Genomic DNA, 20,097 nt, shown 5'->3' with positions numbered 1-20,097 from the left:
CTTGGCTGATATCGGGCGATTGCTTGCCGACGACATTGACCACCGCACACGTATCGGCATTAAAACCGTATTTACTGTCCGTATAGCCGATATCTTTTAATAATTCCCGCACGATGTGCTCTACATCCACCCATGTCTTGGTGGTAATTTCTCCACCCACAACCACTAAACCACGCGTAATATAGGTTTCGCAGGCGACACGGGCCGCTTTATCTTTGCTTAAAATAGCATCTAAAATAGCATCGGAAATTTGATCGCACACCTTATCCGGGTGGCCTTTGGAAACTGATTCAGACGTAAAAAAACAAGTACCTTGCTTAATCATAACAAACTCCTCGCCGCGAGGGGGACGGACATTTCATATAATACCTATTATACTATTTTAGGAGAGAGTATTATGTTGACCAAGTTGATTTCTTGGAATGTGAACGGACTGCGCGCCGTAGAAAAGAAAGGATTTTTGGATTTTTTAAGTACTTGTGGAGCTGATATTTTAGCCATACAAGAAACAAAAGCCATGCCGGAACAATTATCTGAGGCATTGCGTGCGCCTAAGGGCTGGCATAGCTATTTTTGCGCCGCAGAACGTAAAGGATACAGCGGGGTGGCTGTCTATACCCGCCAAAAACCGTTAAACGTATGGTATGGCCTGGGTAATCCGGAATTTGACGTGGAAGGCCGAACACTGATATTGGAATTTCCTAGCTTTTTCTTTTTGAATATCTACTATCCTAATGGCGGGCAAGGGCCGGAGCGTATTGATTTCAAATTGCGTTTCTACGATTGCTTTCTACAAAAAAGCCAAGAGTTATTTAAGACGGGAAAAACTGTTATTGTGTGCGGGGATGTCAATACCGCTCATCAGCCGATTGATTTGGCCCGTCCTAAAGAAAATGAGAAAAACACCGGTTTTCTACCGGAAGAACGGGCTTGGATTGATAAATTTATTGCGGGGGGATATACCGACACTTTCCGTCATTTCGTCACCGACGGCGGACATTATACCTGGTGGGATTATAAAACCGGTGCGCGTAAGCGAAATGTAGGGTGGCGGATTGATTATTTCTTTGTAGATACACCGTCTGTAAAAAAACTAAAAAGTGCGGGGATGCTTTCCGAAGTGATGGGATCGGATCATTGTCCGATTGAACTGGTGGCGGATTTATAAGGCTCTATTTGCGAGGTAGATGCGCTAAACAGCATGACCGTCTGCTATAAATGACGTACTACTTGCGGCGGTATTTGTTTTTCTTAATCAAATGTTCGTTATAGGTGTTGCTGAAATCGTGACGTCCAGTATTATCCGCTACAAAATATAGAGCGTCAAATTCTGCTTCCGGAGCCAGTACCGCTTTGATAGATTCATAGCTTGGATTGGCAATCGGAGCGGGGGGCAATCCGTTATAACGATACGTGTTATAGGGAGACGGATGGCGCAAATCTTTATAGGTTAAGCCCTTTTTCCAATATCTGTTTTCCCGCAAATTAAATCCCACCGCGTATTGTACCGTAGGGTCTGCTTCCAAGCGTTTGCCGATTTTAAGACGATTCAAATAAACGGCGGCAATTTTTGGTTTTTCATCATGAAAAATAGCTTCCCGTTCTACAATTGAGGCAACGGTTAAAACTTCTTTCTCCGTCAGAGATGTGGGATATTGCTTGAAAAGCGGTTTCACGCGGGCATTGTACTGGCTGAGCATTGTTTCTATGACGGTAACTGCTGGAGTATTTTCCGCAAAATAGTAGGTAGACGGAAAGAGTTTTCCTTCCAAATCTCGTTTGTGCACCAAGTCCAAGAATAAGCGTGGATCAGTCACATTATTTTCGGCCAAAGTTTCCGCTATTTCCTCGCTGCGCCAACCCTCTGGAATGGTCAGTTTAGTCAAGTGCTGGCACTGCCCGCTTTTAATACAATTAAGAGCGGCCTCTGCCGGCATATGGGTGCGTAAGTTATATTTTCCGGCTTTCAAATCAGTAGCGGTGGAAGACAAGCGCACTACCAGCTTAAACCACAGTTGGCTATGTATAATGCCCTTTTCTTGCAGATTTTTGGCAATTTGCGAAACGGTTTGCCCGGGCGTGATTTCAAAGACAACGGGAACCCCTTCACTGAAGAAACGCCATTTAATAAAGAAAATGACTCCCACAGTAAAAATAGCCAACAAAATAATGCTGATAAGCAGTTTTTTTCTCATGAATTAATGTGTTAATTTGAAAAACATCCGCTTGCCCGCTTGTAAAACATCCCCTTCTTGGAAAGTAAGCGGAGCATCTTGCATAATTTTAGTTCCGTTCAAACGCACTGCACCTTGCTCAATCAAAGCACGGGCTTTGTTTTTGCTGGCGGCCGCTTTCGCTTCGAACAAAATAGTCGATAATAAAGCTCCTTGAGCAGGCTTTAATACCGGCATATCATCCGGATTTTCTTTTTTAGAAAATACTTTTTCAAAATTCTCACGTGCTGCTTGGGCGGCCTCTGCCGAGTGAAAACGGGTGGTAAGCAGTCCGGCCAGTTGCTTTTTAGCCTCCATAGGGTGCATGGCTTTAACGGCCGCTAAATCTTCGCTAGTTAAGAGTTCATAGTAGCTGAGCATGAGCTCATCGGAAATAGACATTAATTTGCCGAACATATCATTGGGGGCATCATTGAGCCCTACATAGTTTCCGTAGGATTTAGACATCTTTTTCACACCGTCGGTGCCTACTAGTAAAGGAACAGTCATGGCAATTTGCGGCTCTTGCCCATTTTGCTTTTGCAATTGTCTGCCGACGAGCAAATTAAAAATTTGATCCGTACCGCCTAATTCTACATCGGCTTTGAGCGCGACAGAATCTTGCCCTTGAAATAAACTATACAATATCTCCAGCAAGCTAATCGGGCTGCCGGCGGCCATACGTTTTTTGAAATCATCTCTTTCTAATACTTGAGCGACCGTTACTTTTTGCAAAGTATGCATCAAATCAGATCCATGCACAAAGGGGTCTAACCACTCGCTGTTGAAGCGTATTTCAGTTTTGGAAGGATCTAATACTTTGAAGGCTTGATCTGTGTAGGTTTTGGCATTTTCCAAAATTTGTTCGCGAGGCAGTACCGGGCGTGTGCTGTCACGACCGGAAGGATCACCGACGGCCGCCGTAAAATCTCCGATAACCAGCACTGCGGTATGCCCTAAATCCTGAAAGCGGCGCAGTAACGATAAGGCCACGCTATGCCCTAAATGCAAATCGGCGCTTGTGGGGTCGCATCCCAGTTTCACTTTTAGTTTTTTACCGCTTTCTAATTTTTTTTGTAATCCTTCTCGGTTTACAATATCGATACAACCGCGAGTTAAAAAGGAAATTTGTTCATCAATTGTCATAATCTACCTCGAATTATATTCTTTTTTTATTGTAGCATATACGCGCGCGTAAGGGGAAATGTTTTGCGCGGGCAGGAAGTACAAGCAGTTTATTAGTAAAAATCATAGGGATCGGCAGTAACTTTGATATCTACTTTTTTAGTCGCCTGCCAAGAATCCAAGAGATGAATTAACTGGGGGTACTGTTCGGCTGAAACTTTATATAAAACATATTGTTTTTTTAACACGTCTGTTTTTTTGCCGGTTTTTACGGGCCCCAAAACTTCCAAACTTATAGGCGCACCGGCAGTCATTAGACGGGAAGTTTCCGATTGTAAGAGTGTCATATCTTTGCTTTTTATCAATACTTTTATCAGCTGTACAAAGGGAGGGTAGGCAAAACTCTCTCGTGCTAAAAGTTCTTCTTGCGCATATATGTTGTAATCGTGGTGTAAGGTTTGAAATGGGAAAATATCTGCGGAAGATGTCTGTATGATTAATAAACCGTTTTTGCGTGTGGATAAATAATTTTTTAGTTTAAATAGCAACTGCGCAAAGTTTTCAGAAGCCCGAAAATCCGGCGTATCTAGTTCTAAATCCGCATCCAGTACGGCGGCAAACGTAATGCGCGGGTCTTGAATACAGGATAAAGCTTGGCGAGTACCCACAACAATATCTACCTGCCCCTGCTGTAAAGCTCGATGTACTTGGTGCCCTTGACCATCTTTGTTTTTCAACGTATCCGAATCTAAGCGCAAAATACGGGCGGTAGGATAAAGTTTTTGTAATTCCGTAACAATTTTTTGAGTACCGCCTCCGCGAGATTTGAAAATTTTATTTTTGCATTGCGGGCAAGTTTGTTCTAAAGATTCTTTGTGACCGCATTTTTTGCATATTAATTGATCCGTATCTCCGATTTTTTCACGTGCTAGAATGGAACCGCATTTTTCACACTTCGCATAAGCACCGCAATTTAAGCAATAATACGCATTGGAATAGCCGCGGCGGTTTAGCAGTAAAAGAGAGGGTTGCTGTTTGGTTAGGCGGTCTTGCAAGACAGTAATCAACTCATCACTCAGTAATGCAGAGCGAGTACCTTTTTTAGCGGTGATTTGTATGGGGGCGGCCCCTGTTTTTGCCTCAGTTAAAGAAAAAGAAGAGGCCTTGGCACGAGAGAGGGTAAAAATACTTTCCAAACTGGGTGTATCCGAGGATGTAATAAATAGGGCTTCATGGCACCGACACCGGAAATCTAGTACTTCACGCAGGTGAAAATAGGGTTTATTTTCCTCTTGTTTATAATTTTCATTTTCTTCTTCCAGCATGGCAGCTAAACGTAGATTTTTGAAAGGGAGCAATCCTCCGGAGCGTGCCGATACAACTACGACGGGAAGGCCGTTGGAAATATGAGAAAAAATTTGCTTTTTCTGACTTAATAACATTTTGCTATGCCAGCCTAAAACCCATTGTGCCCCAAAGCGTTTTTGCAGACGCAGGGTTTCCTGTTGGGCGGCCCATACATCCGGTAATGTGAGCAATACTTGCCCGTAATTTTGAAGTACCTGCTCGGCCAATTGTAAAATGATTTCACGGGAACGTTCTGTTTGGGTGCCAGTCAGTAAAACGCGTTGAAATCCTGTGAATAATTTGCCCGATAAAACGTGTAAAGCTGCGCTGTCATCTTGCGATAAGGTGGGGGACGCCACCGTTGGGATAAAGGGGGGAGGAGTAACACTTTCGAGCCGTTTGAAATAAGCCTGCGGCGGAATAAGAGAAAACAGAATTTGTCCGATGGGGCCACCCCAAGTTTTTTTAATAAAATCAGCTAAGGGAAATAAGTCTGACCCAAAGAGTGGTTTATCATCTAGAACACTGGCAATTTCTTTAATGACAATGTTTTTTTGTAAAGTTGTTTCTTGTGAGACGGAGGTTACCAGGCCGGTTGTGAGCATTCGTCCAAACGGCGCTGTTACGCGTATGCCGGGATGCACCTGCGGCGCCAACTCGGGCGGTATAGCGTAATCAAAATCTCTATCTAGCGGAACATCAAAGACAAGTTTGCAATACATATATTAGGCATTAGGACGCTTGAGCCCCATCTCTGCCATAACCATCTGTAAATCCGCCCAAGCATCCTTTTTCCAATTTGGATTGCGCAATAGGGCTGCCGGGTGATAGGTGGCCAAAATCTTGACGGGTTTTTTTAATTCTACGCTGTCTAAATGCAAGAGGTGAAATTGCCCACGCAAGGCCCCTAATGATTTGGTATCGCTGATAAGAGCTTTGGCTGCCACTCCGCCCAACGCGACCACGTATTTGGGAGAAATAGCTGCAATCTGACGTTCAATAAATTTGCGGCATACGGCGATTTCGCCGGCATTGGGAGCGCGATCATTGCCGTGCGCTTCCGGATTTTCCGGATGAATCATGGGATGACATTTGGCAATGTTGGCGATAAATACTTGCTCACGTTTCAGCCCCATTGCCACAATCATTTTATCCAATAATTGCCCTGCCCGCCCGATAAAAGGACGTCCTTGGTGATCTTCGTCAAAGCCGGGGCCTTCCCCGATAAACATGAGCTGCGCGTGGGGATTACCCTCGCCGGGTACAGCATGCAAACGACTGTTTCCTAACGGACAACGGCGGCATTCATGAATTTCTTTGGCAATTTGATCTAAAGCAGTTTGGACATCAGACATAGGCATTTTCTCCTCATTGACGGGGGATGAACTTTCCGATATGGTTTGAGCTGTAACGGGCGTCTGTTTTGTGGAAGTTGTGGCAGGGTGCTTAGCCGCACGGACAAACTCTACCGTCAAATGATCCTGCTGTGCAAGTGTATCTGGCTTGGGCGTATCTGACGGAACAAACGCGGCGGCCTGAGAAAAGGCCGCCGGTATTAGATCATCTTCTTGCCGGCTAGCTAAAAAAGCTTTCAAATCCGCCGCCAATGTCCGTACGTTTTCTTTCATGGATTATAATCTCATGGGTTCTTTGGCTTTACGTTCGGCTTCCTTGCGAGCTTCTTCTTGGGCTTTTAATTCCGCTTCTAAATTTTGGCGGCAAACTTCTAAGACGGTATCTTTTGTCATTTTGCCGGACAAAATATCATCCAAAGCTACTTTAATGACGGCCGCATGCGGTTGATGTTTATATTCAGCTTTCTTTTTGAGCTGCTTAGCCCACAAAGAGGCCAACACCACAATATCGTAGCGGTCTCCATCAAAATTCATGAGTTCAGACTCAAAGTTTGTGTCATTTTTTGTATTTGCCATACCTACTCCCTTTAATCGTTTAGATAGTTTTAAATTTTTTACCGGCCCGTTTCATTTTTAGTTGTTCCGCACGAATAATACAATACGTATCGGCCACAGCTGTTTTCAGTTCATCGTTTAGCACCGCATAATCATAGAACGGCATAGATTTTAGTTCTTGCTTAGCTGTTTTTAAGCGCAAAGCGATATTCTGCGTATTGTCTTTACGCGCGGCGATGCGTTCTTTGAGAACTTTTAAGCTGGGCGGAACAATAAAAATTTTAACTGCCTGCGGATATTTTTTGGCTACGGTTTTGGCCCCTTGTACATCAATGACGAGTACAGGACAAATGCCTTTTTTTATCAAGCTGTCCACGGAGGATTTTGGAATTCCATAATAGTGCGCATGCACTTTGGCCCATTCCAACATACGGCCTCTTTTGACAGCAGTTAAAAATTGTTTTTCCGTCCAAAAATGATAATCTTTTCCGTCTTTTTCTCCGGTTCTCGGCGCACGAGTCGTGGCAGTAACAACGCGGGAAACTGACGTTTCTCGTTTCAAAATCTGTTGCACTACCGTTGTCTTACCGCCGCCGGAAGGCGAAGATATAATAATCGGAAAAGCACCCATACTGGTATTTTAGCAAATATGAAAGGGAAAATTAAAGGGGGGGAACATAAAACTCCCCGTATCGTTTGATACGGGGAGAACGAAAAATTAGGAGCCTGTTACAATGGTGCAAACTTCTGCATATATGGCATATCCCTTCACTTCTTTATCTACGGAAGCGACATGGGTAATTTTTCCGTCTTTTTTGGCGGCCTCTACAGACATATCACCTTGTATGATTAATCCTAGTACATTGGTGGCGCAAGCGCGGCCTACTTTTTTACCGGTGTTTCCGGTAACCATGAGCGGCTGAGTTGTTTGCGCAAATAATGCCATACCAGCCTCTGTGGCAGGAGTAGCGCAAGCACTTAACAACATGGCGGATGCAGCTAACAACATTAATTTTTTCATGCTAGACTCCTTCTATTTTTTATTTTATCTTGTAGAATTTCGCGATAATATCCCAAGCTTCCTCAGCCGTATCTACAATTTGATATACATGAGGATCTTCCGGATTGATGACCCCATAATCGGCCAGAGCTTTGACATTAAGTACGGAATTCCAAAATTCTTTCCCAATCAAAATAATGGGGATTGCTTCTTTTTTATGCGTTTGCACTAAAGTTAAAAGTTCAAACATTTCATCAAAAGTACCAAATCCACCCGGCAGTACTACCACGGCTTTCGAGCGCATGACTAAATGCATTTTCCGAATAGAAAAATAGTGGAACAGGAAAGCCAAATTGGGCGAGATATACGGGTTAGGTGTTTGTTCATGCGGCAGTGTAATGTTCATGCCGATACTCACCCCACCGTTTTCATAAGCACCGCGGTTGGCCGCTTCCATAAGTCCCGGCCCGCCGCCGGTTATCACCGCAAAACGTTTATGACTTTTGGTGACAATGAGTTTTCCCATTTCACGACCGATATCATAGTATTTAGACAAAGACAGCAATCCTTCTGCGGTTTTGACTTGTTGTTGTAATTTTTTGTTTTTCGGATGTTTGGCCAATTCTTTTTTAGCGGCGTTTAATTTTGCCTTGGCTTCTTTCTCAGGGCGTACACGCGCACTGCCGAAACATACAATCGTTTCACTGATATCTCTTGCCAGTAGATATAGCTCCGGTTTTAACGCTTCTAACTGTAAACGTACGGAACGCAATGCCGGCTGATTGAGTAATTCAATATCTTCATAGGCACGCAAATAAGACGAATTGTGCTGTAGTTGTTTTTGCAGTTTTCGTTGAATGGTCTTTTTCATGTTCATTTGCTCCATTTATGTATAGTTTCAGCCATTTTTTGTGGCGTAAGGCCCAGTTGGTCTTTTAAGAGAGCTACTTTTCCATGTTCTACAAATTTGTCCGGCAAACCCAAACGCAAGAGTTTGAACGGCTCTTCTTGCGAGGTGAGATATTCCGCTACGGCCGAACCAAATCCTCCCGCTAAGCTATTATCTTCTAGGGTAATTATTTTGGGGGAATTTTGCAAGGCCTCTTGCAGAATTTCGATGTCTAATGGTTTGACAAAACGGGCATTAATCACACCGGCATCTATTCCTTTCTTTTGCAATAGCGCGGCCGTTTCCAAAGCAGGATGTACGTAGTTGCCGATTGCTACTAAGGTCATATCTTTTCCTTTTTTCAGCCACTCGCCCTTACCGATCGGAAGATTTTTGAGATGATTGTCCACCGGTACATTAAAACCGGCGCCGCGCGGATAGCGCAAGATAAAAGGTTTTTTGGCATCGAAGGCAGTTTTAAGCATATGCCCCAATTCATTCTCATCGGCCGGTGCGGCCAAAACGATGTTGGGTGTGCTACGCAAAAAACTTAAATCAAATGAGCCGTGATGTGTAGGGCCATCCTCTCCGACTAAGCCGGCGCGGTCCAGTGCAAATACGACCGGCAAGTTCTGCAAAGCAATATCATGTACCAGCTGATCATAACAACGTTGCATGAAGGAAGAATATACCGCTACCACCGGTTGTAAGTCTTCGGCGGCAAGTCCGGCAGCAAAAGTGGCGGCGTGTTCTTCTGCAATTCCAACGTCAAAGAAACGCTGCGGAAAAGTTTCTCTAAATTCCGCTAGCCCCGTTCCCTCCGGCATAGCCGCGGTAATGGCATTGATTTTTTTATTTTCTTTGGCCAGTTTCACTAGCGCATCGGAAAAAGCCTTCGTAAAAGTAATTTGATTGCTTTTGCCTAAACTGTCCCCAGTGTCGGCATCAAACATGCCAATTCCGTGAAATTTGGTGGGTTTTTCTTCTGCGGGGGCGTATCCTTTCCCTTTTTTAGTAACCACGTGTAATAAAACGGGGCCTTTAATTTCTTTGACGCTTTCCAATACATCAATCATAGCATCTATATCATTTCCATTGACTGGCCCAAAATAGCGGAAACCCATTTCTTCAAAAATGGTACCCGGAAATAAAATAGAGCGGGCTTTTTTAGCCAGTTTGGCGGCATTATTGCCCAAATCATCAAAACGTTTTAAGAAATTGGTCGCTTTTTCTTCGGCTAACTGCACATACTTTTTGGTGAGCAATTTAGTGAGAAATTGACCCAGTTGGCCTACCCGTTGAGAGATAAACATTTGGTTATCATTTAAAATAACCAACATATCTGTGGCCAGTAGGCCGGCATTTTGCATCGCTTCATAGGCCATGCCTCCGGTTAAAGCACCGTCGGCTACGAGGGCCACTACTTTTGATTTTTCTTGTTTTTGGTCGCGTGCAATTGCCATTCCTAAAGCCGCTGATAAAGCAGTGCTGGCATGTCCGACTCCAAACGTATCGTATGGACTTTCACTTCGTTTCGGAAAACCACTCAGACCGCCTTTAGTGCGGATGGTGCGAAATTTGTTTTGACGACCGGTAAGTAGTTTATGAGCATACGATTGGTGTCCGGTATCAAACACAATTTTGTCTTTAGGTGTGTTAAACACATAATGCAGGGCAGTAATAATTTCTACCGCGCCTAAGCTGGATCCCAAATGCCCACCGTTTTTGCTGGTAGTCTTGATAATTTCTTCGCGTATTTCTGCGCACAAAGTGGGCAGTAATTCGCGCTTGATGTGGCGTAAATCAGATGGGGTTCTGACCGTAGACAATACTTTCATGCCAACTCCTTAATAGGTTCGGGTTTTGAAAAATTCAGCCATGCCGTATAAAGGGGCTAATTGTTTTTTCTTAACGTGTTTCAAATGGTCTAGAGCTTTTTGTGCTTTGGCAATGAGTAGCTGAGCATGTTTGCGGCTACCTTCTAAGCCAAATAAACTGACAAAGGTTAATTTGCCGTTTTGCGCGTCGCTATTGGATTTGCCTAACTGCTTGGCGGTAGCGGTTACATCTAAAATGTCATCTACGATTTGAAATACCAGTCCAATACAATCGGCATACTGTTGAATGTATTTCAAATCAGCTCCTTTTGCGCCGGCCAGTAAGGCACCGGTTTCTACGCTAGCGCGGATAAGAGCGCCGGTTTTATTGGCGTGAATATAACGCAGGACCGTTTCGGGTGTCGTCTCTTTGACGGACGCCGGAAGCAAGAAATAGTGCAGGCCTTTGTCAGCCATTTTTTTAGAGGTCTTTTTTAATTTATCAGCACGCTGGCTGGCGGCTTCTTGTGTGCCCATTCCTTCAGCATAGACATCTGCAGTTTGTCCGCCGACCATGCCGGATGCTCCGGCACGGTGAGCAAAATTCTGTAAAGCGTTTAAGGTGTTGGCAGGACCGATCGCTTTCACTTTTCCATTTTGTGCAAACACTTCAAACACATACGTGAGCAATGCATCTCCGGCTAGCAAGGATAAATCCTCTCCAAATACTTTATGATTGGTGGGTTTCCCGCGGCGCAAGTCATCATTATCCATACAGGGCAAATCGTCGTGAATAAGCGAATAGGTATGTAGCATTTCTACTGCGCAAGCGGCGGGCAGCACATCGGTGGCTTTTTTGCCAAAGGCTTCTGCGGTAGCCATTACCAGTACGGGACGCACCCGTTTGCCGCCGGCCTGCAATGAATAGGCCATGGAATCGGTTAAAATTTTGGGTGCATTGGGAATTTTATCAATCCACTTAACTAAATTTTTTTCTACGAGTTTGGCTCGTTCTTTCAAATATCCATTAAACTGAGTTTCAGATGGTACTGTTTTTGTACAGGCTTTGCAATGGGGTTTTGTCATACTCACCTCTAAAATCTATTTCTTTTATTATACATAATGACAGCGTCACAAGCCAGAAAAGTATGAAAAAAAGTTAGTATAATTTGTGTATGGTACAACTGAATAGACCGCATATCGGTGTTTTTGGTCGGATGAATGTGGGGAAAAGTTCCCTAATTAATGCACTGACGGGGCAAGAAACCTCTCTCGTCTCGGAAGTGGCCGGAACCACTACGGATCCGGTCAAGAAGAATATAGAAATTTTGGGTTTAGGACCGGTGACGTTTATTGATACTGCCGGTATAGATGACGTTTCCGCTTTGGGTGCCAAACGTGTTGAAAAGACTCAGGCGGCCGCCGAGCAAATTGATTTGGCGGTATTGGTTTTTGCTGAGGAATTCGGAAGTTACGAAGAGCAATGGACGGAATTTTTTCGCGCTCGGAAAATCCCGTTTTTCATCGTGCATAACAAGGCAGATTTATTTCCGCCGGCCTCTGCGCAACTGGCGGGGGAAGAAGTAGTAGAATTTTCGTGTAAGCAGGCAGATACCACCCCAGTGTTGGAGGCATTAATTCGGCATATGCCGGCAACCGCCTACCGACAGGAAGATTTATTCGGTGGATTTATTCAAGCCGGCGATGAGGTGTTATTAGTTACGCCCATAGATGCTTCGGCTCCGCAAGGAAGGCTGATTTTGCCGCAAGTACAAGCCTTGCGCGGACTATTGGATTTACACGCGGTAGCGACTTGTGTGCAACCGGCGCAACTGGCGGAGTATTTAACTTGCCATCATCCCAAACTGGTGGTGACGGATTCACAGGCTTTTGGACAAGTCAATAAAATTGTTCCGGCTCATATTGCCCTGACTAGTTTTAGCATTTTGTTTTCTCGCTTAAAGGGTGACTTTAATCTGTTTTTACGCAGTACGCCGCAAATTGATACTTTGCAAGATGGAGACAAAATTTTGGTGTTGGAATCCTGTACGCACAGTGTCAATAAGTGTGATGATATCGGTCGAGTCAAAATTCCGGCTTGGCTACAAAAGAAGACTGGGAAAAAATTGCATTTTGAAACGATATCGAATTTGGACCCGTTGCCCGCGGATTTGTCCAGCTACAAATTGGCCTTACAGTGTGGCGGCTGTATGGTGACGCGGCAACAAATTTTGCAACGGCTACAACGTCTGGTTGCGGCCGGCGTGCCGGTGACCAATTATGGTATGGCAATTGCTTGGTGCCACGGCATTTTTATTCGCGCTACAGAAATTTTTCGCCAAGAAAATGCTTGAAAACGAGTGCCTAGTAATTTATACTGTAAAAGAGAGGGATTTATATGAAAAAAACATTTTTTACAATAGGATTTATGGCTAGTGGGGTAATGTTATGGGCAGCGCCTCAAACGAACGTGATAGTAACCCACCCTACGACTCCTAATGCCATGATGCAACAACCGCATAGTAACCAAATTGTAAAACAGCCTACTACGACGGTGCAAGTCACGCATACTCCTACCACGGTCAAAGTAACTCATCCCACTACAATCCCTACACTACAACCCACCTCTACAGGAGGGCAAACGATACAGTCCGGTGGAAGTTATGCTTCGTATAAAAATGCCAAAACATTAGCTCCCAATACTACAGATATCCCAAAGGCCAATAAATTGGGCAAAGGGGAGAAGGGCCTCGGAGGAGATGCTAATGCGGATAAGAAGGGAAGCCAGGTGTCTTCTACTCCCAAGGCGGAGAGTGCGCAACCCTCGGTAGAAGAGGTTATGAAGAAAGCAAAAATTCCTTCGGATTTTATGGATAAATTGAATAAAGAAAATAAGAAAGCCTCAAAAGCCACTCAACGTAAATAGTAATTTTGACAGTAAAAAACCCCGTCTTGTATGGACGGGGTTTTTTATGTCGAATGATTTTTTACATCTTGAAATCTTCTCCTAAATATAAGCGGCGGGCATTGGGGTCATTAATCAAAGTATCTTGATTTCCTTCCACCAAAATTTTACCGTCGTAAATCAAATAAGCTCGCTCCGTCAAAGGCAAAGTCTCACGTACGTTATGGTCTGTAATCAATACACCGATTCCTTTGTCTTTTAGTTTAAAAATCATCTGACGCAAATCCGATACTGTAATGGGGTCAATTCCTACAAACGGTTCATCTAACAAAATAATTTGCGGGTTACTAATCATACAGCGGGCAATTTCCATACGGCGTTTTTCACCGCCGGATAAAGTCCATGCTTTTTGGCGGGCCAATTTAGTAAGTCCAAATTCTTCCAGTAATTCGTCTACGCGATTTTTTTGGGCTTTTTTATCGTCTGAAATACGCTCTAGCACAGCCAGCAAATTTTCTTCCACTGTTAAGCCCTTAAAAATAGTGGGTTCTTGCGCCAGATATCCCAGTCCGTGTCTGGCCCGTTCGTACATGGGAAGGGGAGTGACTTCTTGGTCATCAATAAATACTCTTCCTTTAGTCGGTCGAATAAAACCAACCATCATGTAAAAAGTGGTTGTTTTGCCGGCACCATTGGGGCCTAACAAGCCCACAATTTCTCCAGACTTTACATGGATATCTACGCCTTTTACCACCATGCGGTCTTTATATACTTTGATTACATTTTCGCTGCGTAGTTGCATATAAATCCTTATTATTTACGGCCTTTGTTTTTTTCCAATTCGTTTAATTGGTCAGACAGTAGCCACCCTTGTACATTGCCTTCTAAATGGATTCGGCGGGTGTCCGTTTGGGCAATCACTTCGTCTGCTATTATAGCAAATGTACCGTTTTCTGTGGTGCCGTTAGCAAGGGCGCGCTGTCCGGACGCCGTTGCTGTTTGGGTTTGCCCATCATATTCAATTTGGTCTGCTTGCAAACGATATTGGTCATTAAACGCCTGTGCATTCCCTTGCAAAAGAGCATATTGTGTGGCTTGTTTTGCCAAAATTTTACGGGCTTTTAAGGTGGTTTTTTCTCCTTGCGGATCGGTACGAACGATCACCGCCGATCCCATTAATTGATAGATTTTGTTTTGAGTATCAAAATCGGCCCGGTTGGCATGCGCGCGGATGGTATCTCCTTGCCGGGTGTGATAGACTAATTGTACCGGTTTAGTGGAAGAGGAAATTGCATATCCCTTGCCAGTTTTGTAATTATATACGGCTTGATCGGCATGTAATTCATACCAAGAACCGTCCGGATCTTTTTTATGTAAGAAGACATTTCCTTTGGCGGTAAAAAGATTTTGCGCTCTTTGGGACAAAGCATAGTCCGCTTTAAATTGATAAACATCGCTTTGGTAAGATACATTTCCCTTAAATTCTTCTTCTTGTTTCTCCTGATAAACAATCCAGCTGTCGCTTTGCAGTACTCCACCCAACGTTTTCGGTAAAGTTTGGCTAGTCGTTTTTTTAACAGGTTTTGCAGGCGCGGCCGCGATTTGCAATGGAGAATCCATGACGGGAGTAACAGACGGTTTTTTGTCAGTAAGCGAAAAACATCCGCTGATTAGTAATCCACTCCCGATCAGTACAAGCAAATATCTCATTGCACGGCCTCTCTTAATTCGTCGGGGTTATCCGGCAGTTGGGTAATTTGCTCTTTGAATTCAATTTTGCGCAGTTTGGAATCGGTTTCGATTCCTTTTTGTGCTGTCATTTTAGTATTGCCGCGTATAACGATGGTTTTTTTATCCGACCAAATGCGGTCCTTATCTACGTCGTAAAAAAAGCGGTCCGTGGTCAAGGTGGCCTTTTGCTTAAAGGAGTGTACCCGTGCATCCCCATCAATGGCGACTAATTTTTTGGAATAATTGAGCAGACCGCGTTTGCCGGTTACTTCGGCACTATCCATTCCTTGTTCCCGCAGCAACAGGTGAGGATGGGTCAGCACGGCATGCTCCATATCTTCAAAATCCACCTCGGCCGCCTGTAAAATCCACTTATTTTGGCTATCTTTAGACTCAAAAATGACCACTTGGTTGGCTTTTTGCACGTCCTCTTCCTCAGGGGAAAACGACTTCTCTGAGCTACAAGCTGTTAATGTACAAGCCAGTAAAGTGATCAGGATGATTTTATTCATGCTTTTTTATCCAATAAGGCAATAAATTCAATTAAATCTTTTTCGTCAATGATTCCCACTACTTTGCCGTGCTTGTTGAGCACCGGGATGTTGTCTACGTGCGTAGCATGAATCATTTTGGCGGCTTCAATAGCCGGAGCGGTATCTAAAATATGGTACGGATTGCGGGTCATTACTTGGGTAATGTTTTTGTGTAAGACCTCTTCTCCGTGTTGGAGCTCCCGACGTAAATCTCCATCCGTAAAGTAACCCAGTAGTTTGCCTTTCTTATCTATAATGCTCGTTGCACCGGCGGCATTGCTTTGTGTCATTACTAACAGGGCATCTTTTACGGTGGCTTTTTCTCCGATAGTAGGATTATTTTTCCCTTTGCGCATCAAATCGCTGACGTGTTGGGTAAGCAATTTGCCCAAAGAGCCGCCCGGATGAAAAAGTGCAAAATCTGTTTTTTCAAAATGTTTTATTTTCATCAAACATACTGCCAAAGCATCACCCACCGCCAGTGTAGCGGTAGTAGAGGCTGTAGGCGCTAGGTTATAAGGACAGGCCTCTTGGTCAATATGAATTTGCACATGGATATCTGCCATTTGAGATAGTCTGGAATGAGGGTTCCCCGTCATGGCGATAATCGTAAGTTTGCGGCGGGATAGAGAGGGGAGGATTTTATTAATTTCTTCGGTTTGTCCGGAAAAAGAAATGGCTATAATAACATCTCCGTTCGTAATCATTCCCAAATCTCCGTGTAATGCTTCTACCGGATGAACAAAAAAGGAGGGGGTGCCCGTAGAGGCTAAGGTGGCCGCTATTTTCCGTCCGATAAGACCGCTTTTCCCAATGCCCAAAATTACAACACGTCCTTTAGTTTGGGCGCACGCTTTTACCGCGGCTAAAAATCCGGCATCAATACTGCGGCGGGATAATTCTAATGCTTTGTGCTCAATATCAAGCACTTTGCGGGCAATTCTTGTAATTTCTTTTTCGTTTAATTTCATGGAGTATCCTCTGTATGTAACCACGGAGTGGTTTGCGCAATAGCCGTTTGAGTTCTATAAGATTGTGGAAGTTGATGTTGAGCCCAAGAGAATATAAAGAACGCCGCTGTACACAAAAAAGCGAATACAGCTAACATTTTTATATGCCATTTCCACGTAGGAATAAAGGGCCGGGTATTCATAAATAAATTATTTCCACTTTTTGACTAATTGGTCCAACTGCGCCAATTGGGCGGTCATTTGGGTCACTTGTTTCATGTTCAGGGAATTGGGGCCATCGGATAACGCTTCCTGCGGTTTGGGATGAGCCTCAAAGAACACCCCTGCAATGCCTAAGGCGGTGGCCGCTTTTGCCAGTACAGGCGCCAAAGCACTGTTCCCGCCGGTAGCCGTTCCTAAAGCTCCCGGTTTTTGAACGGAATGAGTGGCATCAAAAATGACAGGATAGCCAAATTGTTTCATAATCTGCAAAGAACGCATATCGACGATTAAATCTCCGTAGCCAAAGCTGGCACCGCGTTCGGTCAGTAAAATGTTTTTATTTCCTTGGGATTCTATCTTTTTGATGATCTGTTCCATAGCGCCCGGGGCTAAAAATTGACCCTTTTTCACGTTGACGGCTTTTCCCGTGGCGGCGCAGGCCAAGACTAAATCGGTTTGACGGCATAAAAAGGCCGGTATTTGCAACATATCTGCTACCGTAGCCACTTCTTCCGCCTGCCAGGGCTCATGTACATCAACTACCAGCGGAAGACCGGTTAATTTTTTTGCTTTCTTTAAAATTTCCAATCCTTTGGTAAGGCCGGGGCCGCGGTATGCCGTGAGAGAGGTGCGGTTGGCTTTGTCAAAAGAGGCCTTTAAAATATACGGGTGCCCCGTTTTTGCGATAATTTTCGCTAATGTTTTGATAGTATTTAGATAATGTTTTTCGCTTTCAATGACACAAGTGCCCGCCATAAATACCAGCGGGAGAGTATTAGAAATACAGATAGATCCTACTTTTACTGTTTTTTGCATACTTACATCATAGCAAATTTACAACATTTTAATTATGCAGAATATATGCTTCTTTCTCTAGAAAGGGAATAGATTGGCGATGTTCTTTTTCGGCCTGTGATTGGCAGAATGAATCTCCGGCCTCATTTAGAGGTACGCAAAGTAGTTGTGAAAAATTGTGCTGCGTGGTTAAATAATAAAGGATGCGTTGGTTAGGATCCTGCAAAGAAAAGTCTGCTTCCCAGCACAAGCCGGAGTGGACCGGCGCATTTTCTTCTTTTTTATTTTCCGCCTCTTCCTTTTCTTCTTCGGGTGGAACTTGACAGTTAATAGTGACGTTGAAATGTTTGAATCTCCGATTGGCATTGAGCTCATTGGCCATACGGTTTTTCTTGAAAGTCAAATCCTGCCCTTCGCCATAACGGCGCACATAATTCCAAAGCAGCGTGCCTTCTGTCATATAAGTGGCTTCTATGGCATTTTGATAATATGGAATAGCGGCCATTGTCAGCAGAAGGATAATTACAGAGACAATCATCATTTCTATTAATGAAAATCCGGATTTATTTTTATACATGACGCTGCTCCTGAATACATGCTTCAATCAGTGTTTTAATTTCTTTTTCGGTGATTTGTAGTCCTAAAGACCATGCGCATGTTTGTAAGATATGGTACAAAATTTCGTGTAACTTAGAAGATAACTGCGGCAAATTATAATCTTCATCCAAGCGCACATAATCTTCCAGTACGGTGGCTTTATGAGTATTTAAGCGAACCTGTAAGGATCGGGTATGACTTAATTTGAGGCGAAAAGTCAAAGGCCCGCCAAAGGATATTTTGTCAAAGAACCGCAAGGCATAATCAAAGAATAGCACGATATTGCGCGCCAGTTCCGTGAAGGGAACTGTTTGTACGGGCTTTCCGTCTTGTAGAGTTTCTTGGGCAAAATTCCATTTAGACATTAACAAACCATACGCATTAAACTCAATCGTTTTGCGAGAGATACCGCCTGCTGCCACCACTGCTCCGTCCTGCACGGGCAATACTTTTAAGGATATTTTTTCCGGAGGTGCTTGCAGACAATGCGTAATCAATGCCGGAAGTTGCCGATAATTTAGCAAAGGTTCTTGCGGATAGAGCGGCAGTAAAGACAAGGAAGCTACGCTCATCGTAGACGGATTGAGATTGTGATTTTTTAAGTAATTGTCAAAATGACTTTCTGCTTTGTCATACAAAATGTGGCGCAAACGTTCGGACTTTTTACGGTGATCGAGTAACCAAGGTAAGCGACTGGGGTGTACAATCATTTCCGGCCGACTGCTTTGGCCGGTACGAATATAAGCCCGTTTGAGTTTACCCACCAAGTGAGGGGTTAAATTGCTTTGCGGAATATCTACCACCACGAACATACGTTGTCCGTCTTTACTAACACAAATGTTTACATCCACAAACACTACCGGATCAATATAGACCTGAATAATATCTTCAATGGTATTGCGTATTTTTTCATGGTAGGCAATACCGGTAAAGGGGGGGCAGGGTTTGTCATTTTTATCATCATTGACACCGATGATAACCGTGCCGCCCATGGCATTGGCAAAAGAGGCAATTACTTTGGCAAACTTTTCCTTATTCTTAGGCAAGAGGTATTTGTAGTCCAGTTGTTTTCCTTCCGGAATTTGGCGTTTACAGAAAGCGACTACATCTTCAAAAGTAATTTCGTGAATGGGTTTATTGAAAAACATAAGTTTCTCCTCTACAGAAAACTTACCGCCAGCACAGCCCCTTCTATATTTATTATAATAAAAACAGCTACTTTTGCCAGAGGAATTTATGATGCAAGGAAAAGAATTCAATGCAAGCCATCTAACTGCGTGGGTAACGGAGAAGTTTATTACTACCGCTCCTGCGGCGGCGGCGCTTGCCTTGCAAACACTAGCTACGCACGAAGCGGTACTTCTTCTAAAACCGCTTAAAGCCGAGCAGGTAGTGGTGTGTATGCGTGAAATGGACGGCGTAAAAGCGGCAGCCATTTTGCGGCGTTTTCCTTCCCGTCAGACGGCTTATATTCTCTCACGCTTGCCTTTGCCGCAAGCGGCGGCTATTTATCATGCCTTTTCAGTACCGCAACAAGCCAAAATGAAAGCCTTGCTAGAATCCAATTTGTTACAGGCTTTTTCGAATGCAACAGAGTGGCCTGCAGAAAGTGCCGGAGCTTACATGAAGCGGGAATTTATTTCGTTTAAGACGGAAACAAAGGTGGCTGAAATTTTAGAGAAATTGAAAAATTGGCCTCGTAAGAAATTCCCATCTGCCTGCTTTATTGTCAATAAAGACGGACAACTGAAAGGTTATATCCGTACGGCGGAACTGGCGTTTTTGGCTCCTACTGCCGTGGCGGGCTCTGTCATGAGTGAGAGCCGTAGTCTTTCACCGGAAAAACCGGCCGAAGAGGCCAAAACACTTCTGCAACAAGGCCAAGTGCTTGTTCCTGTTGTTGATACTTCACAAGTGATTTTGGGAACGCTGTCTTGGGCTGAACTGTCAGAAAACAAACCCAAAAAACGATTTGGCTGGTTTTAATCAGTGCTGTTTACCTGCACTTTGAGTTATAAAACACCCCCGCTCCAATGAGCGGGGGTGTTTGCATTAAGTGTGTC

The 20,097-nt window shown here is 44.0% G+C and carries 22 protein-coding genes; 4 read left to right on the top strand and 18 right to left on the bottom strand.

Features of this window, described 5'->3' with window-relative positions; all coding sequences use genetic code 11:
- Positions 1-325: methionine adenosyltransferase (locus tag IKN49_05075; GenBank protein ID MBR3632409.1), on the bottom strand; the 325-nt coding region annotated here is incomplete at its 3' end.
- Between the two features lie 72 nt (positions 326-397).
- Between IKN49_05075 and xth the strand changes: the two genes are divergently transcribed.
- Positions 398-1,168, top strand: coding sequence for an exodeoxyribonuclease III (gene xth / locus IKN49_05070; GenBank protein MBR3632408.1), 771 nt, complete (start codon positions 398-400; stop codon positions 1,166-1,168).
- A 58-nt stretch (positions 1,169-1,226) separates the two neighbouring features.
- Here xth and mltG read toward each other — a convergent pair whose 3' ends face one another.
- The 10 genes from mltG to IKN49_05020 form a co-directional block, all read right to left on the bottom strand.
- On the bottom strand, positions 1,227-2,195 hold the full coding sequence (mltG, locus tag IKN49_05065; protein ID MBR3632407.1) for an endolytic transglycosylase MltG: 969 nt from the start codon (positions 2,193-2,195) through the stop codon (positions 1,227-1,229).
- A gap of 3 nt (positions 2,196-2,198) precedes the next feature.
- Complete coding sequence (locus tag IKN49_05060) at positions 2,199-3,362, bottom strand: tyrosine--tRNA ligase (GenBank protein ID MBR3632406.1); 1,164 nt, start codon at positions 3,360-3,362, stop codon at positions 2,199-2,201.
- Between the two features lie 89 nt (positions 3,363-3,451).
- Positions 3,452-5,407 carry a primosomal protein N' gene (priA, locus tag IKN49_05055; protein MBR3632405.1) on the bottom strand — a complete coding sequence of 652 codons (1,956 nt, stop codon included), beginning with the start codon at positions 5,405-5,407 and terminating at the stop codon, positions 3,452-3,454.
- 3 nt (positions 5,408-5,410) lie between these two features.
- Positions 5,411-6,313, bottom strand: coding sequence for a uracil-DNA glycosylase (locus tag IKN49_05050; protein ID MBR3632404.1), 903 nt, complete (start codon positions 6,311-6,313; stop codon positions 5,411-5,413).
- Between the two features lie 3 nt (positions 6,314-6,316).
- Complete coding sequence (locus IKN49_05045) at positions 6,317-6,616, bottom strand: hypothetical protein (GenBank protein MBR3632403.1); 300 nt, start codon at positions 6,614-6,616, stop codon at positions 6,317-6,319.
- 19 nt (positions 6,617-6,635) lie between these two features.
- Entirely contained in the window at positions 6,636-7,226 is a 591-nt protein-coding gene (gene gmk / locus IKN49_05040) for a guanylate kinase (protein MBR3632402.1), read from the bottom strand.
- Between the two features lie 87 nt (positions 7,227-7,313).
- A complete protein-coding gene (locus IKN49_05035) occupies positions 7,314-7,616 on the bottom strand; it encodes a TRL-like family protein (GenBank protein MBR3632401.1) in 303 nt (100 codons plus the stop codon).
- Between the two features lie 19 nt (positions 7,617-7,635).
- Positions 7,636-8,472, bottom strand: a complete 837-nt coding sequence (locus tag IKN49_05030; protein MBR3632400.1) for a TIGR00730 family Rossman fold protein — start codon at positions 8,470-8,472, stop codon at positions 7,636-7,638.
- Entirely contained in the window at positions 8,469-10,322 is a 1,854-nt protein-coding gene (locus IKN49_05025) for a 1-deoxy-D-xylulose-5-phosphate synthase (protein ID MBR3632399.1), read from the bottom strand. The genes IKN49_05030 and IKN49_05025 overlap by 4 nt, the downstream gene beginning before the upstream one ends.
- A gap of 9 nt (positions 10,323-10,331) precedes the next feature.
- Entirely contained in the window at positions 10,332-11,387 is a 1,056-nt protein-coding gene (locus IKN49_05020) for a polyprenyl synthetase family protein (protein ID MBR3632398.1), read from the bottom strand.
- 89 nt (positions 11,388-11,476) lie between these two features.
- Here IKN49_05020 and hydF point away from each other — a divergent pair, with 89 nt between their 5' ends.
- Together hydF and IKN49_05010 are read left to right on the top strand one after the other, a co-directional pair.
- Positions 11,477-12,655 carry a [FeFe] hydrogenase H-cluster maturation GTPase HydF gene (gene hydF, locus IKN49_05015; GenBank protein ID MBR3632397.1) on the top strand — a complete coding sequence of 393 codons (1,179 nt, stop codon included), beginning with the start codon at positions 11,477-11,479 and terminating at the stop codon, positions 12,653-12,655.
- Between the two features lie 44 nt (positions 12,656-12,699).
- Entirely contained in the window at positions 12,700-13,227 is a 528-nt protein-coding gene (locus tag IKN49_05010) for a hypothetical protein (GenBank protein ID MBR3632396.1), read from the top strand.
- Between the two features lie 61 nt (positions 13,228-13,288).
- Here the strand turns inward: IKN49_05010 and lptB are convergent, their stop codons facing one another.
- The 7 genes from lptB to IKN49_04975 form a co-directional block, all read right to left on the bottom strand.
- Positions 13,289-14,008: an LPS export ABC transporter ATP-binding protein gene (lptB, locus tag IKN49_05005; protein MBR3632395.1), complete on the bottom strand. Its 720-nt coding sequence runs from the start codon at positions 14,006-14,008 to the stop codon at positions 13,289-13,291.
- An 11-nt stretch (positions 14,009-14,019) separates the two neighbouring features.
- A complete protein-coding gene (locus IKN49_05000; protein MBR3632394.1) occupies positions 14,020-14,916 on the bottom strand; it encodes a hypothetical protein in 897 nt (298 codons plus the stop codon).
- Positions 14,913-15,449 carry an LPS export ABC transporter periplasmic protein LptC gene (gene lptC, locus IKN49_04995; protein MBR3632393.1) on the bottom strand — a complete coding sequence of 179 codons (537 nt, stop codon included), beginning with the start codon at positions 15,447-15,449 and terminating at the stop codon, positions 14,913-14,915. The genes IKN49_05000 and lptC overlap by 4 nt, the downstream gene beginning before the upstream one ends.
- A complete protein-coding gene (locus IKN49_04990) occupies positions 15,446-16,441 on the bottom strand; it encodes a KpsF/GutQ family sugar-phosphate isomerase (protein ID MBR3632392.1) in 996 nt (331 codons plus the stop codon). Before IKN49_04990 ends, lptC begins: the two co-directional genes overlap by 4 nt.
- 189 nt (positions 16,442-16,630) lie before the next feature.
- The gene (gene kdsA, locus IKN49_04985) at positions 16,631-17,458 is read right to left on the bottom strand and encodes a 3-deoxy-8-phosphooctulonate synthase (protein MBR3632391.1); all 828 of its coding nucleotides are present in this window, start codon (positions 17,456-17,458) and stop codon (positions 16,631-16,633) included.
- Between the two features lie 28 nt (positions 17,459-17,486).
- Entirely contained in the window at positions 17,487-18,014 is a 528-nt protein-coding gene (locus IKN49_04980; protein MBR3632390.1) for a pilin, read from the bottom strand.
- Positions 18,007-19,182 (bottom strand): ATP-binding protein, encoded by a 1,176-nt coding sequence (locus IKN49_04975; GenBank protein MBR3632389.1) that lies wholly within the window; start codon positions 19,180-19,182, stop codon positions 18,007-18,009. Before IKN49_04975 ends, IKN49_04980 begins: the two co-directional genes overlap by 8 nt.
- 88 nt (positions 19,183-19,270) lie before the next feature.
- Between IKN49_04975 and IKN49_04970 the strand changes: the two genes are divergently transcribed.
- Positions 19,271-20,020, top strand: coding sequence for a magnesium transporter (locus tag IKN49_04970; GenBank protein ID MBR3632388.1), 750 nt, complete (start codon positions 19,271-19,273; stop codon positions 20,018-20,020).
- The last annotated feature ends 77 nt before the right edge of the window (positions 20,021-20,097 follow it).

The sequence above is a fragment of the Elusimicrobiaceae bacterium genome (assembly GCA_017528825.1).
Lineage (GTDB): Bacteria > Elusimicrobiota > Elusimicrobia > Elusimicrobiales > Elusimicrobiaceae > Avelusimicrobium.
This window is presented reverse-complemented; position numbering and strand designations above follow the sequence as displayed.

Coding starts and splice junctions, on each gene's coding strand:
- xth (MBR3632408.1), top strand. CDS start 398: ATGTTGACCAAGTTGATTTCTTGGAATGTGAACGGACTGCGCGCCGTA.
- mltG (MBR3632407.1), bottom strand. CDS start 2,195: ATGAGAAAAAAACTGCTTATCAGCATTATTTTGTTGGCTATTTTTACT.
- priA (MBR3632405.1), bottom strand. CDS start 5,407: ATGTATTGCAAACTTGTCTTTGATGTTCCGCTAGATAGAGATTTTGAT.
- IKN49_05050 (MBR3632404.1), bottom strand. CDS start 6,313: ATGAAAGAAAACGTACGGACATTGGCGGCGGATTTGAAAGCTTTTTTA.
- IKN49_05045 (MBR3632403.1), bottom strand. CDS start 6,616: ATGGCAAATACAAAAAATGACACAAACTTTGAGTCTGAACTCATGAAT.
- gmk (MBR3632402.1), bottom strand. CDS start 7,226: ATGGGTGCTTTTCCGATTATTATATCTTCGCCTTCCGGCGGCGGTAAG.
- IKN49_05035 (MBR3632401.1), bottom strand. CDS start 7,616: ATGAAAAAATTAATGTTGTTAGCTGCATCCGCCATGTTGTTAAGTGCT.
- IKN49_05030 (MBR3632400.1), bottom strand. CDS start 8,472: ATGAACATGAAAAAGACCATTCAACGAAAACTGCAAAAACAACTACAG.
- IKN49_05025 (MBR3632399.1), bottom strand. CDS start 10,322: ATGAAAGTATTGTCTACGGTCAGAACCCCATCTGATTTACGCCACATC.
- IKN49_05020 (MBR3632398.1), bottom strand. CDS start 11,387: ATGACAAAACCCCATTGCAAAGCCTGTACAAAAACAGTACCATCTGAA.
- hydF (MBR3632397.1), top strand. CDS start 11,477: ATGGTACAACTGAATAGACCGCATATCGGTGTTTTTGGTCGGATGAAT.
- IKN49_05010 (MBR3632396.1), top strand. CDS start 12,700: ATGAAAAAAACATTTTTTACAATAGGATTTATGGCTAGTGGGGTAATG.
- lptB (MBR3632395.1), bottom strand. CDS start 14,008: ATGCAACTACGCAGCGAAAATGTAATCAAAGTATATAAAGACCGCATG.
- IKN49_05000 (MBR3632394.1), bottom strand. CDS start 14,916: ATGAGATATTTGCTTGTACTGATCGGGAGTGGATTACTAATCAGCGGA.
- lptC (MBR3632393.1), bottom strand. CDS start 15,449: ATGAATAAAATCATCCTGATCACTTTACTGGCTTGTACATTAACAGCT.
- IKN49_04990 (MBR3632392.1), bottom strand. CDS start 16,441: ATGAAATTAAACGAAAAAGAAATTACAAGAATTGCCCGCAAAGTGCTT.
- kdsA (MBR3632391.1), bottom strand. CDS start 17,458: ATGCAAAAAACAGTAAAAGTAGGATCTATCTGTATTTCTAATACTCTC.
- IKN49_04980 (MBR3632390.1), bottom strand. CDS start 18,014: ATGTATAAAAATAAATCCGGATTTTCATTAATAGAAATGATGATTGTC.
- IKN49_04975 (MBR3632389.1), bottom strand. CDS start 19,182: ATGTTTTTCAATAAACCCATTCACGAAATTACTTTTGAAGATGTAGTC.
- IKN49_04970 (MBR3632388.1), top strand. CDS start 19,271: ATGATGCAAGGAAAAGAATTCAATGCAAGCCATCTAACTGCGTGGGTA.